Raw genomic sequence first — 15,591 nt, 5'->3', positions numbered from 1 at the left:
CCGGCCAGGTCCTGGAGGCGATGACGCCCCAGGGCCTTCTCACGTCGTCCCCGGCCCCTGCCGCGGCGTTCGTGCTGTGGGATGCTGTCCCGGCCGCCCCCTGCCGGCGGGGCCTGCCGCGGGTCCGCACGCGCCCGCACTACTACTTCCCGCTGTCCCGGGAACAAGAGCCTGGCCGTATCCGGCCCGGCCAACCCTCACAAAGGAGTGAGACCTGACATGCCCCTCGACGAGGCCAAGGACGAGCTGCTCCAGCGAGCGGCCGAGCACTGCGTGGCGAGCAGCGAACACGTGATCACCGAGGAGGCGCTCTCCTTCCTGCGGCTCTACTACCGCCACGTGGCCCCCGAGGACCTGCTGCACCGCGACCCCGTCGACGTGTACGGCCCCGCGATGTCGCAGCGCCAGCTCGCCGAGCAGCGTCCCCAGGGCCGGGCCGTGGTCCGCGCCTTCACCCCCACCATCGAGGGGAACGGGTGGGACCCCGGCCACTCGGTGGTCGAGGTGGTCACCGACGACATGCCGTTCCTGGTCGACTCGGTGACGATGGAGCTGGACCGGCACGACCTCGGCATCCACCTGCTGGTCCACCCGCAGATGCGGGTGCGCAGGGACATGACGGGCCGCATGCTGGGCCGTGGCCAGGAGGACGTCACCGGCCAGATGCTGGTCGAGTCCTGGATCCACATCGAGATCGACAGGCAGGCCGACCCGGCGGCGCTGAAGGCGCTGGAGAACGACCTGCAGCGGGTGCTCACCGACGTGCGCCACGCGGTCGAGGACTTCAGGAAGATGCGGGCGGTCGCCGTCCAGGTCGCCGAGGACCTCAGCATGAGCCCGCCGCCGCTGGAGCCGGCCGAGGTCGAGGACAGCATCGACCTGCTGCGCTGGCTCGCCGACGGGCACTTCACCTTCCTCGGCTACCGGGAGTACCGGCTGGAGGACACCGACCGGGGCGAGGCGCTGCGGGCGCTGCCGGGCGCGGCGCTCGGCATCCTGCGCGACGACCGGATCGGCTCCGAGAGCTTCTCGGTGCTGCCGCCCGAGGTGCGGGCCAAGGCGCGCGAGAAGCAGCTCATGATCATCACCAAGGCCAACTCGCGGGCCACCGTCCACCGGGCGGCCTACCTCGACTACATCGGGGTCAAGATGTTCTCGCCGGACGGCGAGGTCATCGGCGAGCGCCGCTTCCTCGGCCTGTTCACCCACGTGGCCTACAACGAGTCGATCTCCCGCATCCCGGTGCTGCGCCGCAAGCTGGCCGACGTGCTCGAACGCGCGGGGCTCGCCCCCGACAGCCACGACGGCAAGGACCTCATCGAGATCCTGGAGTCGTTCCCGCGCGACGAGCTGTTCCAGACCTCGGTCGAGCAGCTGCTGCCGATCGCGCTCGGCGTGCTGCGGCTGCGCGAGCGCAAGCAGGTGAAGCTGTTCCTGCGCCGCGACGACTACGGCCGCTACATCTCCTGCCTCATCTACCTGCCGCGCGACCGCTACACCACCAAGGTCCGGCTGAAGATGCAGGAGGTGCTGCTCAAGGCGCTGGGCGGCCGGTCGCTCGACTACAGCGCGATGATCGGCGAGTCGTCGCTGGCCCGCCTGCACGTCGTGGTGCGGGGCGAGCGGGGCAAGCAGCTCCCGCCGCCGCGCGTGGACGTGGAGGAGCTGGAGGCGCGCCTGGCCGCCATCACCCGCTCCTGGGAGGACGACCTGGCGGTCGCGCTGGCCGAGATGACCTCCGAGGAGGAGGCGCCGGCGCTCACCCGCCGCTACGCCTCCGCCTTCCCCGAGGGCTACAAGGCCGACTTCCCGCCCAAGGTGGCCGTGGTCGACCTGCGCCGCCTGGAGGAGCTGGTCGCGGGCGGCGACGGCGGTGAGGTCGGGATCAACCTCTACGAGCCGTACGACGCGGCCGAGGGGGAGCGGCGGCTCAAGATCTACAAGATCGGCTCGCCCATCTCGCTGTCCCACGCGCTGCCCCTCATCCAGCGGCTGGGCGTCGAGGTCGTGGACGAGCGGCCCTACGAGGTCGACCGGGACAACGACCCGGCCACCAAGAACGCCTGGATCTACGACTTCGGCCTGCGCTACACCCCGTCGGCCGACGTGGACAGGAACGACTTCAAGCGCCTGTTCCAGGACGGCCTGCGCGCCCTGTGGACGGGGCGGGTGCAGGCCGACGACTTCAACGCGCTGATCCTGCGGGCCGGGCTGACCTGGGAGCAGGTCGAGATCCTGCGGGTGTACGCCAAATACCTGCGGCAGGCGGGCAGCACGTTCTCGCAGCCGTACATGGAGAAGGTGCTCACCGGCAACGTGCGGCTGGCGCGGCTGCTGGTCAACCTGTTCGAGGCGCGGCTCGACCCGCGGCGGGACGAGGACGTGCGGTGCGACCTGGTGGACGCGCTGAACGAGGAGATCCTGGGCGCGCTCGACGAGGTGGCCTCGCTGGACGAGGACCGCATCCTGCGGGCGTACCTGGAGATGATTCAGGCGACATTGCGCACCAATTACTTCCAGACGGTGGATGGGCACCGCAAAACGTACATATCTCTCAAATTCGACCCGCAGGCCATCAGCGTGCTGCCGTTGCCGCGGCCGAAGTTCGAGATATTCGTCTACTCGCCGCGGGTGGAAGGCGTGCACCTCCGGTTCGGGAAGGTGGCGCGCGGCGGTCTGCGGTGGTCGGACCGGATGGAGGATTTCCGGACGGAGATCCTGGGCCTGGTCAAGGCGCAAATGGTGAAAAACACCGTTATTGTCCCGACTGGGTCTAAAGGTGGATTTGTCGTTAAGCGTCCTCCGGTGGGCGGCACCCGCGAGGAGCTGATGGCCGAGGGCATCGCCTGCTACCGCACCTTCATCTCCGGCCTGCTCGACGTCACCGACAACCTCGTGGACGGCAAGGTCGTGCCCCCGCGCGACGTGGTCAGGCACGACGGCGACGACACCTACCTCGTCGTCGCGGCCGACAAGGGCACCGCCACCTTCTCCGACATCGCCAACGCGGTGGCCAAGGAGTACGGCTTCTGGCTCGGCGACGCCTTCGCCTCCGGCGGCTCCATCGGCTACGACCACAAGGCCATGGGCATCACCGCGCGCGGCGCCTGGGAGTCGGTGAAATACCACTTCCGCACGACGGGCGTGGACACCCAGACCACCGACTTCACCGTGGTCGGCATCGGCGACATGTCGGGCGACGTGTTCGGCAACGGCATGCTGCTGTCCGAGCACATCCGGCTCGTGGCCGCCTTCGACCACCGGCACATCTTCGTCGACCCCGTCCCCGACGCCGCCCGCTCCTACGCCGAGCGGCGGCGCCTGTTCGAGCTGCCGCGCAGCTCCTGGGAGGACTACGACCCCGGGCTGATCTCGGCGGGCGGCGGCGTCTTCTCCAGATCCGCGAAGTCCGTCCAGATCACGCCGCAGATGCGCGAGGCGCTCGGCATCCCGGCCGGCGTCACCTCGATGGCGCCCACCGACCTGATCAGCGCCATCCTCAAGGCCCCGGTCGACCTGCTGTGGAACGGCGGCATCGGCACCTACGTCAAGGCGTCGTCCGAGTCGCACGCCGACGTCGGCGACAAGGCCAACGACGTGCTCCGCGTCGACGCCGCCGACCTGCGCTGCAAGGTCATCGGCGAGGGCGGCAACCTGGGCATGACCCAGCTCGCCCGGATCGAGTTCGCGCGCGACGGCGGCCTGGTCAACACCGACTTCATCGACAACTCGGCCGGCGTCGACACCTCCGACCACGAGGTGAACATCAAGATCCTGCTCGACCAGGTCGTCCGCGACGGCGAGCTGACCGACAAGCAGCGCAACCAGGTCTTCACCTCGATGACCGACGAGGTCGCCCAGCTCGTGCTGCGCGACAACCACGCCCAGAACGTGGTCCTCGACGCCGCCCGCGCCCAGGCCGTCGAGATGCTGCACATCCACTCCCGCTACCTGCGGCGGCTGGAGCGCGAGGGGCTGGTCAACCGGGAGCTGGAGTTCCTGCCCTCGGACAAGACGCTGGCCGAGCGCCGCCAGGCGCGGCTCGGGCTGACCTCGCCCGAGTTCTCGGTGCTGCTCGCCTACACCAAGCTGGTGCTGGACGCCGAGGTGCTGGGATCCGACCTGCCCGACGAGCCCTACCTGGAGTCGTGGCTGGTCTCGTACTTCCCGTCGGCCCTGCGGGAGCGGTTCCGTCCGTACATGGACGCGCACCCGCTGCGCCGCGAGATCATCACCACCTGCGTGGTGAACGAGCTGGTCAACTCCATGGGCACCACGTTCATGCACCGCTTCGGCGAGGAGACCGGCGCCTCCGCGCCCGACATCGTGCGGGCCTGGCTGGTCGCGCGCGAGCTGTTCGACCTGCCGAGCTTCTACCGGGCGGTCGAGGCCCTCGACAACCAGGTGGACACCGCCACCCAGATCGCCATGCTGCTGGAGGCGCGCAAGCTGGTCGAGCGGGGCACCCGCTGGCTGCTGGCCAACCGCCGGCCGCCGCTCGACCTCGCCGGGTCGGCCGGCTTCTTCATCAAGGGCGTCAACGGGCTGCTCGCCCACATCCCCAAGCTGCTCACCGGGCCCGACCTGGCCGCGTACGAGGACCGCCGCGACGCCTTCCTCGCCCGCGGCGTGCCGCAGGAGCTGGCCGAGCGGGTGGCCGGGATGGTGCCCGCCTACTCCACGCTCGACCTGGTGGAGATCGCCTCGATCGGCGAACGGCCGGTCAGCGAGGTGGCCGAGGTCTACTTCGACCTGGCCGACCGGCTCCAGCTGGCCCGCCTGCGGGAGCGCGTGATCGCGCTGCCGAGGGACAACCGCTGGAACTCCATGGCCCGCTCGGCGCTGCGCGACGACCTGTACGCCGCGCACGCCTCGCTCACCCAGGACGTGCTGGCCCACAGCGAGCCGGGCCTGGCGCCCGAGGAGCGGCTGGCCCGCTGGTCGGAGGCCAACTCGGCGGCCGTCTCGCGGGCCAGGCAGACGCTGTCGGAGATCTGGGAGAGCGACAACTTCGACCTGGCCACGCTGTCGGTCGCGCTGCGGGCCGTCCGCACGCTGGTGGCCGCCAGCAACCTCCCCTACACGGAGGCGTAGTCACCGGTCTCCCGGGCGCGGCGGCGCCGCGCCCGGGGGCTCACGTGCCGGTGGCGCGCGTGAGGCCCCCGTCGTGGGCGATCACGGCCGCCGCCCCCGCCTTGGCGATGGGCGGGACGGCGGTGGCGTACTGGTGCGTCTCGACCAGCCGCAGCGTACGCCGCAGCACCGTCGAGTTGATCGCCCAGCGGGCCGCGTCGGGCACCGGGATGTAGTCGTCCTCGGCCGTCTTGGTGGTCGTGGTCGTGGTGCGCGACAGCGAGTATTGGATCAGCGCCCCGCCGTCGGCGGTGCGCAGCGCGTACACGGGGAAGCTGTCGGCGCTGAAGATGGAGTCGTAGCTGAAGCCGTCGGCCTTCGCCTGCTCCCGCAGCGAGGCGATCTGCTCGGCCACCTCGGTGGTGTAGGGGCCGGCCGCCACCAGCCCGGCCGTCACGCCCGACGAGCCGGTCTCGGCCACGCTGGCGTGCACCGGCTGCATGAACTGCGGGCTGATGGTCACGCTCTTGTCGTCAGGAGCCAGCGCCGTGGCGTAGCCCTCGGCGTCCTCGGCGATCTCCGGCAGCTTCTGGCCGGGCAGGAGCTCGGCCGCCGAGCTCAGCCGCCACCGGTCGGATCTGGCGAAGGTCAGCAGCGTCGGCCGGCCGTCGCGGGTCGCGAGCGCGGTGAACCAGGGCGCCTGCTCGTCGGGCCTGAACCTCGGCACGAAGAGGGCGGGCGCGCCCCATCGGTAGCGGGGCGGCGCGTAGTCGGTGGACAGGTAGGCGGCGAGGCTCAGCGGGGTCTGCCCGCCGGTCGTGAGGTCGACCGCCATGCGCAGGCGGCCGTCGAGGTCGCTCTTGACGCGCAGCGTGTCGTCGGTGGCGGTGATCTCGGTGAACACCTCGGCGGCCTCGGCCTTGGTGACCGCGACCAGGCTCGGCGAGGGCGACGACGAGGGCGTGGGCGTGGCCGACACGGCGGCGGCGGAGCTGGTCGGAGGGGGCGGCGCGGCGTCGGCCGAGCAGGCGCCCGCCCCGGCCAGGACGCCGGCGGCGAGCGCCAGGAGCCACCGTCGCCCGTATGCACGCACCTCGCCATGTTATTGGGGCCCGCGACGGTCGCGTACCCTTGGGAGACGTGGCAGGCATCGATCCGGCAGAAGAGATCAACGAGCTCGCGGGCACGCTCCGCAGCATCCAGGACGTGCTCGACCTCGACGCGATGCGCAAGCAGATCGAGGAGCTGGAGCAGCAGGTCGCCGCGCCCGACCTCTGGGACGACCCCGAGCAGGCCCAGAAGGTCACGAGCAAGCTCTCCCATCTCCAGGGCGAGCTCAACCGCGTCGACGGCGTGGCCCGACGGCTCGACGACCTCGGCGTCCTCTACGAGCTCGCGGCCGAGGAGGGCGACGCCGACACGCGCGCCGAGGCCGACAAGGAGCTGGAGTCGCTGCGGTCCGACATCGGCGCGCTGGAGGTCCGCACCCTGCTGTCGGGCGAATACGACGCCCGCGAGGCCCTGGTCACCATCAACGCGCAGGCCGGCGGCGTCGACGCGGCCGACTGGGCCGAGATGCTGCTGCGCATGTACCTCCGGTGGGCCGAGCGCAAGGGCTACTCCACCGAGGTCTATGACACCTCCTACGCCGAGGAGGCCGGCATCAAGTCGGCCACCTTCACGATCAAGGCCCCCTACGCCTACGGCACGCTGCGCGGCGAGCACGGCACGCACCGCCTGGTCCGCATCAGCCCCTTCGACAACCAGGGGCGGCGGCAGACCTCGTTCGCGGGGGTCGACATCGTCCCGGTCGTCGAGCAGACCGACCACATCGACATCAACGAGGACGAGATCCGCGTCGACGTCTACCGCTCCAGCGGTCCCGGCGGCCAGGGCGTCAACACCACCGACTCCGCCGTGCGCATCACCCACCTGCCGACCAACATCGTGGTCTCCTGCCAGAACGAGCGCTCGCAGCTCCAGAACCGCGCCACCGCCATGGCGGTCCTGCAGGCCAAGCTGCTGGAGCGCAAGCGGCAGGAGGAGGCCGAGAAGATGTCGGAGCTGCGGGGCGCCACGACCACGTCGTGGGGCACGCAGATCCGCAACTACGTGCTGCACCCCTACCAGATCGTCAAGGACCTGCGCACGGGCACCGAGGCGGGCAACCCGACGGCGGTGCTCGACGGCGACCTCGACGAGTTCATCGAGTCGGAGATCCGGTGGATGCGCCGGCAGGAGTCGGGCGCGGCCGAGTGAGGCCCGGCCGCCCGGGATGAGCGGGCGGGCTGAGCGCCCGTCCTGAGCGGCCCGTCCTGGGTGATCCGCCTAGCGGACGACCAGGTGCTCGGCCGCGAGCGTCGCGAAGAGCAGGACGACCAGCAGCACGGCGATCAGGGCGGGCGAGAGCCCGGCGAAGCCGTGCTGGTGCATCCGCTCGCGGTTGGCGCGGCAGAGCGGGCAGCGGCCCTCGATGACGGGGTGGGCGCACTGCGCGCATACGAGGTGTTCGCAACTCATGTCAGCCCCAAGTCTAGCCGCACAATCGTTTTGTTTCCGTTATGGACGTTCCATGCCAGTCTTCCCCCTAGACTGTCGTCTGGCCAATCGGAACGTCGATCATTGGTAAAGCGACGGCCGCCGAGTGGCCGGTGGCGGGAAGTGGGCATGTGCCACCCTCGCTTCCGTCCTGACCCCTAGACTGGCATGCCGTGATGCTCTCGTGATCCATTTCGATAATGTCACCAAGGTCTACGCCAACCAGAACCGGCCCGCTCTCGACCACGTCTCCGTTGACGTGGACAAGGGCGAGTTCGTGTTCCTCGTCGGCCCTTCGGGGTCAGGCAAGTCCACGTTCCTGCGCCTGGTCCTCAAGGAGGAGCGGCCCAACTCCGGGGCGATCCACGTCGCCGGCAAGGATCTGGCCCGCCTCTCCAACTTCAAGGTGCCGCACCTGCGCCGCCGCATCGGCTGCGTCTTCCAGGACTTCCGGCTGCTGCCGAACAAGAACGTCTACGAGAACGTGGCGTTCGCGCTCGAGGTCATCGGCAAGCCCCGGCGGTTCATCCGCAAGGTCGTGCCCGAGGTCATCGAGCTGGTCGGCCTGGAGGGCAAGGCCCACCGCATGCCCGACGAGCTGTCCGGCGGCGAGCAGCAGCGCGTCGCCATGGCCCGCGCGTTCGTCAACAGGCCGATGATCCTGCTGGCCGACGAGCCCACGGGCAACATCGACCCCGCGACGAGCATCGGCATCATGAAGGTGCTCGACCGCATCAACAGGACTGGCACCACGGTCGTCATGGCCACTCACGACGCGGCCATCGTCGACTCCATGCGCAAGCGTGTCGTGGAGCTGGAGGACGGCAAGATCGTCCGTGACCAGTCGCGTGGCGTTTACGGCCAGGCGTACTGACAGGGAGCTGTAGACAGAACATGCGGGCGAACTTCATCTTCTCCGAGGTCTGGATCGGCCTCCGTCGCAACCTGACCATGACGATCGCGGTGGTCATCACCGTGGCGGTCGGAATGGCGATGCTGGGCGTCGGCCTGATGATCAACGCCCAGGTCGGTCTGATCCGCGGTTACTGGGACGACAAAGTCGAGGTCTCGGTCTTCCTGTGCACCAAGGGCTCGGCCGTGCAGACCTGCAACGGCAAGGCGATCACGCAGGCCCAGACCAACAAGCTCCAGGAGCACCTCAAGGGCACCCCCGGCGTCAAGGAGGTCTTCTACGAGGACCAGGCGTCCGCCTACGAGAACTTCAAAGCGGCCTTCGCCTCCAACGAGGCCCTGGTGAAGGCCACCAAGGTCGAGGACATGCCGACCTCGTTCCGGATCAAGGTGGCCGACCCCAACAACTACGCGTCGGTCATCCAGGCGATCCAGGGCCAGCCCGGCGTCTCCCAGGTGACCGACCAGAAGCAGCTCGTCGGGCCGTTCTTCCAGATGCTCGACAAGCTCGCCTACTACGCGCTGGCGGTCGCGATCATCCTGGTGCTGGCGGCGGCGCTGCTCATCGGCAACACCGTCCGGCTGTCGGCGTTCAACCGGCGGCGGGAGACCGGCATCATGCGGCTGGTCGGCGCCTCCAACCTCTACATCCAGCTCCCCTTCATCATGGAGGGCGTGATCGCGGGTCTCATCGGCGGCGTCTTCGCGGCGGTCATCCTGATCGTCACGAAGGTCATGCTGTTCGAGGAGCTCGGCCGCTTCGTCGGCGGCCCGACGGCGCAGCTCGGCTGGGACACGGTGGCGCAGACGATCACCTTCACCATGATCATCGGCGTGGTGATCTGTGTGCTCGCGTCGTTCGTCACCCTCCGCCGATACCTCAGAGTGTGACGGAACGCCGGTAAAGTCGAAGCATGCCACGTGAGACCGGGCGGAAGGTCATCGCCCAGAACAAACGCGCTCGGCACGATTACCACATCGAGGACACCTTCGAGGCGGGGCTCGTGCTGCAGGGCACCGAGGTCAAGTCGCTCCGCGAGGGCCGCGCCTCGCTCGTCGACGGCTACGCCAGCATCGACGGTGACGAAGCGTGGCTGCTCAACGTGCACATCCCCGAATACGCGCAAGGGACGTGGACCAACCACGCCGCCCGCCGCAAGCGCAAGCTGCTGCTGCACCGCAAGGAGATCGACAAGCTCGCCGTCAAGACCAAGGAGGGCGGGCTGACGATCATTCCGTTGTCGCTGTACTTCAAGGACGGCCGGGCCAAGGTCGAGATCGGCCTGGCCCGCGGCAAGAAGGACTGGGACAAGCGGCAGACGCTGGCGGAGCAGCAGGCCAAGCGGGAGATGGCCCGCGCCCTGCGCTACCGCAACCGATGAGAGGCGCGACACCGCCAGCGATGAGACGCGCCCGCCGCACCCTCTCCGCGACCGTCACCCTGGCGATCGCGTGCACCACGCTGACCGGCTGCTTCGAGGAGCCGTCACCGCACGACGCGGTGCGTGACTTCCTCGTGGGCTGGCAGAGCGAGGACTACGACCTGGCCGCCGGCCGCACCGACGGCGACCAGGCGACCGTACGCAAGGCCCTGTCGGACGCCAAGCTGGAGCTCGACGCGGCCTCCTTCCGGTTCAAGATCAAGAGCGTCACCGTGACCGGCGAGGAGTCCAAGGCCGACTTCCGCGCCGAGGTCGACCTGGGCGAGAACAACCCGCTCTGGGAGTACGACGGCGTGCTGCCGCTGCACCTGGTGGACGGCTCATGGAAGGTGCGCTGGTCGCCGTCCGTGCTGCACCCCCAGCTCAAGGAGGGCGAGCGCTTCGCGGTCGACATCGGGCCCAACCCGCGCCAGCCGGTCGTCGACCGCACCGGCGACCCGCTGCAGACCGACACCGTGCTCTACGTCGCCGGCGTCTACCCCGCCCAGCTCGGCGACCGGGCCGAGGAGGTCGTCGACAAGCTGTCGGAGATCACCGACTACGCCCGGGACCGGCTGTTGAGCCGCATCAGGTCGTCCCCGCCGGACAAGTTCGTGCCCCTGGTGACCTTCGGGCGCGCGCGCTACCAGGCGCTGCAGAGCAAGCTCAACATCCCCGGCATCAAGGTCGAACCCCAGGACCAGCCGGTCAACCCCGACGCGCCCCGGCAGATCGTCGGCACCGTCAGCGCGCTGACCCCGGAGACCGAGCAGAAGCTCGGCGGCCCGCAGCGGGCCGGCGACTCCGTCGGCAAGAGCGGCCTGCAGCAGGCCTACCAGAACTACCTGACCGGCTCCACGGAGACCAAGGTCATCACGCTCGACCTCAAGACCGGCAAGGAGGTCGCCCGGCTCAAGGAGTGGCCGGGCCGGCAGAACGTCTCGGTCAAGACCACCCTCGACCGCAGCGTGCAGGCCGCCGCCGAGCAGGCCGTGGCCGACTCCGCCACCAGCTCGCTCGTCGTGGTGGACAAGAACTCCGGCGAGATCCGCGCGGTCGCCACCAAGGGCATGCACCAGGAGAAGGACGCACTGGCCGGCAAGTTCCCCGCCGGCCCGGCGTTCTCGATCGTGGCGGCCGACGCGCTGCTCAAGGCCGGGGTGAGCCCCAAGCAGCGGCTGAGCTGCCCGGCCGAGCGCACGGTCGGCGGTGCCAGGTTCGTGCACGCCGGGCAGCTCGGCGCCAACACGTCGGGCACCTTCCAGGAGAACTTCGCCAAGGGCTGCGTCACCGCGCTCGCCTCGCTGGCCCGCCGGGTCAAGGCCGACGACCTGCGCAAGAGCGCGGAGGCGTTCGGGGTGGGGCAGTCGTGGCGGCTGCCGCTGAGGTCGTTCAACGGCTCGTTCCCGTCGCTGACCGGCGACGCCGACAAGGCCAAGGCGATCGCGGGCCAGAACGTCCAGGTCAGCCCGCTCGGCATGGCGCTGGTCGGGGCGGCGGTGGCGTCCGGCACCTGGCGTCCGCCCGTGCTCGTCACCGATCCCAAGTCGTCCGACGCCGCCACCGACAAGGCGCCAATCGTCCAGCCCGACCCCGTGCCGATGGACGCGAAGGTGCGCACGGCGCTGACCACGATGATGCGGGCCGGCGCGCTCAGCACGCCGGCGCTGGCGCAGCAGCAGGCCAAGGTCTACGGCGTGACGGCGACGGCGGGCAACCAGCTGACCTGGTTCGTCGGCTGGCAGGGCGATCTGGCCGTGGCGGTGCTGTCGAAGAACTACAACGCCTCGGCCGTCGCGGGGAGCTTCTTCTCGGCCCTTCGCACCTCTCCGTGAAAAGGTCGTGACGGCGAGCAACCATCGGCTGCTCGCCGAGCGTCTTCCTTAGTGACTGGGCCCGCTCGGGGGGTTGCGGTCCCAGTCGCCGTGATGAGATCAGGGCTTCATCTCGGGGGAAGCCCTGCCGTCCGGACCGGCTCGACCCTGCCGGTCGGCCCCCGGGAGCGTGTGCTTGTGCGCCGCGCTCCCGGGGGTTTCGGCATGTTCGGGGCGGTCGCGCCACGGGGAATTAAGTTGGCGTCAGAGGCGTTGTGCCGTGTAGATTCATGTTGCTCACCTCACTTCGCGTGGGGTGTGTTGACAACTGCACAGGGGGTGACTGGCTTCGACTTCGACTTTGCAAGCCAGGTGAAGCGGGCCGAGGACTGCGGACATAACCTCGTTAATCCTGTGACCGCAAACAACAAGTGCCAACTCTAAGCGCACTGTGGTCGGCCAGGACTCCCTGGCCCTCGCTGCCTAAGTAGCGAAACCACTGTCAGCCCGGGAGTGCCTTCGGCCCGGTGTCTGGCATCGTCAGAAGGCTCAACCGATCAACCCGGCCACGGGGGCGATCGGGAAATCTAACAGTGGCTGAGCCCGTCGGCGACTCGCCTGCGTGATCGCCGGGGCTGAGAAAAACACAGCAGGCTGCGCCCGGAGAAGCCCTGACTTGGGGTTGAAGGACGCGGGTTCGATTCCCGCCACCTCCACTCATCTGCATCAGCGACGGCGGTGTCCCTTGGGGACACCGCCGTTTTCGCGTTTCAGGCAGGCCCTCACGGCGGCCACCAGGTTCGCCGCTCGCGGGTCCTGCGGGTCGTCCTCGATGCGGTTCATCACGTAGGCGAAGGCGAGGCCGGTCGCCGGGTCGGCGTAGCCGATCGAGCCGCCGTGGCCGGAGAAGCCGAAGGCCGTGGGGGAGTGCCAGAAGGCGTCCGGGGTGGGCAGGCCGAAGCCGGTGGCGATCCGCACCGGGACGCGCAGGATCCGGTCCACGCCGCTGACCTGCTCCTTCGTGGCGGCGGCGAGCGTGGCGGGGGTCAGGACGCGGTGGCCGTCGACCTCGCCGATGAGGGCCGCGTAGAAGCGGGCGAGGGCGCGGGCGGTGCAGACGCCGTTCGTGGCCGGCATCTCGGCGTGCAGTTCCTCCGGGTCGTCGTGGTTCAGCGGAGGCGCGAAGAGGGTCACGGCGCGCGTGGTCAGCGAGGCGGGGTCGGCGAAGGCGGCCATGATCTCGCGCATCGGCTCCGGGATCGCGTCGAGGTCGACGGCGGACAGGGCGGCGAAGTCGATCGGCGTGGTGACGAGCCGGCTCACCCGGTGCGCCTGCGACCTCGGCAGGCCGATCCACAGGTCCAGGCCGAGCGGCGCGGCGATCTCCTCGGCCAGGAACGTGCCGAGGCTGCGCCCGCTCACCCGGCGGACGACCTCGCCGACCAGCCAGCCGTAGGTCTGCGCGTGGTAGCCGTGGGCGGCGCCCGGCTCCCAGTACGGCCGCTGCGCGGCCAGCGCCTCCACCACGGGTGTGCCGGCGATCGCGTCGGCCCTGGTGAGCGGGCGGTCCACGGCGGGCAGCCCCGCCTGGTGGGTGAGCAGCCACCGCACCGGGATATGACCCTTGCCGTGCGCGGCGAACTCGGGCCAGTAGCGGGCCACGGGCGCGTCGAGATCCAGCTCCCCGCGCTGGGCCAGCAGGAGGGCGCAGGCCGCCGTCACCGCCTTGGTCGTGGAGAAGACGACCTGGAGGGTGTCGCGTTCCCAGGGCCGGCCGGTCGCCGGGTCGGCGAGGCCGCCCCACAGGTCGACGACCGGGCGGCCGTGCAGGTAGACGGCGACCGCCGCCCCGGCCTCGCGGCCGCCGGTCAGGTTGGCCGCGAACGCCTCGCGTACGGGTTCGAATCCCGGCGCGGTGTCTCCGCCGATCTCGGGCATGCGTCATCGCCTTCCGTTGCTTCGCGTGATGGGACGCGGAGGCTAGCGGCGCCACTTCCCGACCACCCAGGCGCACAGCTCCTGCTCGGTCATCTCGGGGAACTCCGCGGCGAACGTGGCGAGCGCGCGGACCGCCTCGTCACGGGTGAGACCGCGGGCCGCCGCCTCCTTGAGGTATTCCTGGCGGGCCAGCGTGGGCCGGCCCCCGCCGGAGCCTCGGCCGGGCAGGCCGTCGCGCCAGCGCACGATGTCGGTGACCCGCTCGGGACGCCAGCCCGGGGCGCCGTCGACCTCCACGTCCGGCTCGGGGAAGGGATGGTCGGACCCGGACGGGTAGCGGGTGCGCCACTTGTGCACCGCGTGCCTGCTCACCCCCAGCGCCTCGGCGATGCCGACGACGCCCAGGTAGGGGATGGGCATGGGTGCACCTGCTTGTCGGTCCGGGCCTCCTTCGCGGATCTCCAGTAGTACCACTGCCGGTGCCCTGCCTTCGACGGCCGGGCGCCGAAAACATGGTCTCTCATCGAGACGATGTTTTCAAGGTGCCGAGGATGATGACCGGGCCCTCTTCCTCGTCGAAGCGTTCGCTGTCGATGGCGACGCCCGTCGACGCCTCGACGAAGGCGAGTGCCGCCGCGCGGCGGCCCGTGTAGTCGTCGCGGGGAACGGTGGCGAGGAGTTCGTGCAGGCCGGTCACCGCGGCCGGGTCGCCTTCCTCGGTGATGTGGTCGGCGAAGTGGAAGCGGTCCACGCGCGTTCTGATGCGGCCGCCCGCCGCGTAGAGGAGGGTGCTCTGGCCGCTGAAGTTCCAGCTCGTCAGCCATACCCGGCAGTCCTCGCTGAGTGCGGCGACGATGTCGTCGGAGGCGGGGAAGCCGGACCAGTCCAGGAAGCCCCAGGCGCCGTCGCCCTCGAAGGCGAAGATCAGCTCGCCGTCGGCGTTCGCGTTGGCGTCCACGGGGTCCGGCACGATGCGCTGCTCGGGGTCGTGGCCGCCGTTGAGGCGCCATAAAACGTCGTCGCAGGTCAGGTGCTCGTCGAGGGGCTGGACGACGAGCCAGCAGAGGCTTTCTTCCAGCCAGCCGCGACGCCGGAGGAGGTCTCGGTAGTAGTCGATCACCCGGTCAGCGTTCCATGGGAACGGCCGCCGCGTCAGCGCGGGAGGGTGACGTACTTGCCGAGGAAGGTGCGGGCCGACTGGCTGTCGAGGCGGTAGTCGTAGTTGGTGCCCTTGCAGGCGTCGTCGGCGCCGCTGATGGAGGTGGCGACCAGCAGGTGCGAGTCGGGGCCGCCGAGGAAGTTGGGGCCGCCCGAGTCGCCGAAGCAGGTGCTGCCGTCGCTCTTGACCGACATCGACAGGTTCAGCCAGCGCTTGGTCATCCCCTTGTAGGAGATGGACGCCTGGTTGCGGGTGTCGGTGTAGTGGTAGACCTCCTCGCGCGCCTTCTTGGCCGGCGCGAGGGAGCCGTACCCGACCGGGGTGAAGCGGGTCAGCTTGCCCTCGGCCTTGAGGCGGTCGAGCAGGCCGGGGGCGGGGAGCTGGGCGGGGCGGATGCCGGTGACGGGCTGGTCGAAGACGACCACCGCCATGTCATGCAGGTCCGATTTCTCGTTGAACCGAGGGTCCGGGATGAACCGGCCGCTGTGGAGCGCGCTGCCGGGCTTGTACTGGGCGGAGAAGGTGACCTTGGCGGTCTTCTGTCCCTTCTCGCCGCAGTGGGCGGCGGTCAGGAAGACCGTCGGGGAGACCAGGGTGCCGGTGCAGTACGTCCAGGTGCCGTCGGCGTGCGGCCGGTCGGCGACCATGGCGCCCACCTCGGGGTGGGCGGCACCGTCGGCCGAACCGTTCGTGATGGCGGCCGCGGGCAGGGCGGTGGCGCCTGTCAGCAAAGTGG

Annotated in this window: 12 protein-coding genes and 1 other RNA gene; 7 read left to right on the top strand and 6 right to left on the bottom strand. The window is 70.0% G+C overall.

Annotated elements, in window-relative coordinates:
• Positions 1-219: 219 nt before the first annotated feature.
• Positions 220-5,094 carry an NAD-glutamate dehydrogenase gene (locus ABD292_RS22030; protein ID WP_344210096.1) on the top strand — a complete coding sequence of 1,625 codons (4,875 nt, stop codon included), beginning with the start codon at positions 220-222 and terminating at the stop codon, positions 5,092-5,094.
• A gap of 40 nt (positions 5,095-5,134) precedes the next feature.
• Here ABD292_RS22030 and ABD292_RS22025 read toward each other — a convergent pair whose 3' ends face one another.
• Positions 5,135-6,166 carry a DUF8094 domain-containing protein gene (locus ABD292_RS22025; protein WP_344210094.1) on the bottom strand — a complete coding sequence of 344 codons (1,032 nt, stop codon included), beginning with the start codon at positions 6,164-6,166 and terminating at the stop codon, positions 5,135-5,137.
• A 47-nt stretch (positions 6,167-6,213) separates the two neighbouring features.
• Here ABD292_RS22025 and prfB point away from each other — a divergent pair, with 47 nt between their 5' ends.
• The gene (gene prfB, locus ABD292_RS22020) at positions 6,214-7,332 is read left to right on the top strand and encodes a peptide chain release factor 2 (protein ID WP_344210092.1); all 1,119 of its coding nucleotides are present in this window, start codon (positions 6,214-6,216) and stop codon (positions 7,330-7,332) included.
• Between the two features lie 69 nt (positions 7,333-7,401).
• On the opposite strand, the gene ABD292_RS22015 is transcribed toward prfB, so the two are convergent.
• Positions 7,402-7,593 (bottom strand): hypothetical protein, encoded by a 192-nt coding sequence (locus ABD292_RS22015; protein ID WP_329584570.1) that lies wholly within the window; start codon positions 7,591-7,593, stop codon positions 7,402-7,404.
• A 202-nt stretch (positions 7,594-7,795) separates the two neighbouring features.
• On the opposite strand from ABD292_RS22015, the gene ftsE reads away from it, so the two are divergent.
• From ftsE to ssrA, 5 genes are all read left to right on the top strand, one after another.
• On the top strand, positions 7,796-8,485 hold the full coding sequence (gene ftsE, locus ABD292_RS22010) for a cell division ATP-binding protein FtsE (protein WP_020541427.1): 690 nt from the start codon (positions 7,796-7,798) through the stop codon (positions 8,483-8,485).
• Positions 8,486-8,505: 20 nt separating this feature from the next.
• Complete coding sequence (gene ftsX / locus ABD292_RS22005; RefSeq protein WP_344210089.1) at positions 8,506-9,414, top strand: permease-like cell division protein FtsX; 909 nt, start codon at positions 8,506-8,508, stop codon at positions 9,412-9,414.
• A 23-nt stretch (positions 9,415-9,437) separates the two neighbouring features.
• Entirely contained in the window at positions 9,438-9,905 is a 468-nt protein-coding gene (smpB, locus tag ABD292_RS22000; protein ID WP_344210087.1) for an SsrA-binding protein SmpB, read from the top strand.
• A 20-nt stretch (positions 9,906-9,925) separates the two neighbouring features.
• A complete protein-coding gene (locus ABD292_RS21995) occupies positions 9,926-11,779 on the top strand; it encodes a penicillin-binding transpeptidase domain-containing protein (RefSeq protein WP_344210085.1) in 1,854 nt (617 codons plus the stop codon).
• Positions 11,780-12,093: 314 nt separating this feature from the next.
• Positions 12,094-12,477, top strand: a transfer-messenger RNA (tmRNA) gene (gene ssrA, locus ABD292_RS21990).
• A gap of 7 nt (positions 12,478-12,484) precedes the next feature.
• On the opposite strand, the gene ABD292_RS21985 is transcribed toward ssrA, so the two are convergent.
• From ABD292_RS21985 to ABD292_RS21970, 4 genes are all read right to left on the bottom strand, one after another.
• Positions 12,485-13,696, bottom strand: coding sequence for a serine hydrolase domain-containing protein (locus ABD292_RS21985; RefSeq protein ID WP_344210083.1), 1,212 nt, complete (start codon positions 13,694-13,696; stop codon positions 12,485-12,487).
• A gap of 42 nt (positions 13,697-13,738) precedes the next feature.
• A complete protein-coding gene (locus tag ABD292_RS21980) occupies positions 13,739-14,116 on the bottom strand; it encodes a hypothetical protein (protein WP_344210081.1) in 378 nt (125 codons plus the stop codon).
• 100 nt (positions 14,117-14,216) lie between these two features.
• A complete protein-coding gene (locus ABD292_RS21975; protein WP_344210078.1) occupies positions 14,217-14,816 on the bottom strand; it encodes a hypothetical protein in 600 nt (199 codons plus the stop codon).
• Between the two features lie 32 nt (positions 14,817-14,848).
• On the bottom strand, positions 14,849-15,586 hold the full coding sequence (locus tag ABD292_RS21970) for a trypsin-like serine protease (protein ID WP_344210076.1): 738 nt from the start codon (positions 15,584-15,586) through the stop codon (positions 14,849-14,851).
• Between the last annotated feature and the right edge of the window lie 5 nt (positions 15,587-15,591).

The sequence above is a fragment of the Nonomuraea bangladeshensis genome, assembly GCF_039529455.1.
In the GTDB taxonomy this organism is placed as follows: domain Bacteria; phylum Actinomycetota; class Actinomycetes; order Streptosporangiales; family Streptosporangiaceae; genus Nonomuraea; species Nonomuraea bangladeshensis.
This window is presented reverse-complemented; position numbering and strand designations above follow the sequence as displayed.

Bases quoted from the DNA above. Each gene is read 5' to 3' on its own strand.
- ABD292_RS22030 (WP_344210096.1), top strand. From the start codon at position 220: ATGCCCCTCGACGAGGCCAAGGACGAGCTGCTCCAGCGAGCGGCCGAG.
- ABD292_RS22015 (WP_329584570.1), bottom strand. From the start codon at position 7,593: ATGAGTTGCGAACACCTCGTATGCGCGCAGTGCGCCCACCCCGTCATC.
- ftsX (WP_344210089.1), top strand. From the start codon at position 8,506: ATGCGGGCGAACTTCATCTTCTCCGAGGTCTGGATCGGCCTCCGTCGC.
- smpB (WP_344210087.1), top strand. From the start codon at position 9,438: ATGCCACGTGAGACCGGGCGGAAGGTCATCGCCCAGAACAAACGCGCT.
- ABD292_RS21995 (WP_344210085.1), top strand. From the start codon at position 9,926: ATGAGACGCGCCCGCCGCACCCTCTCCGCGACCGTCACCCTGGCGATC.
- ABD292_RS21985 (WP_344210083.1), bottom strand. From the start codon at position 13,696: ATGCCCGAGATCGGCGGAGACACCGCGCCGGGATTCGAACCCGTACGC.
- ABD292_RS21980 (WP_344210081.1), bottom strand. From the start codon at position 14,116: ATGCCCATCCCCTACCTGGGCGTCGTCGGCATCGCCGAGGCGCTGGGG.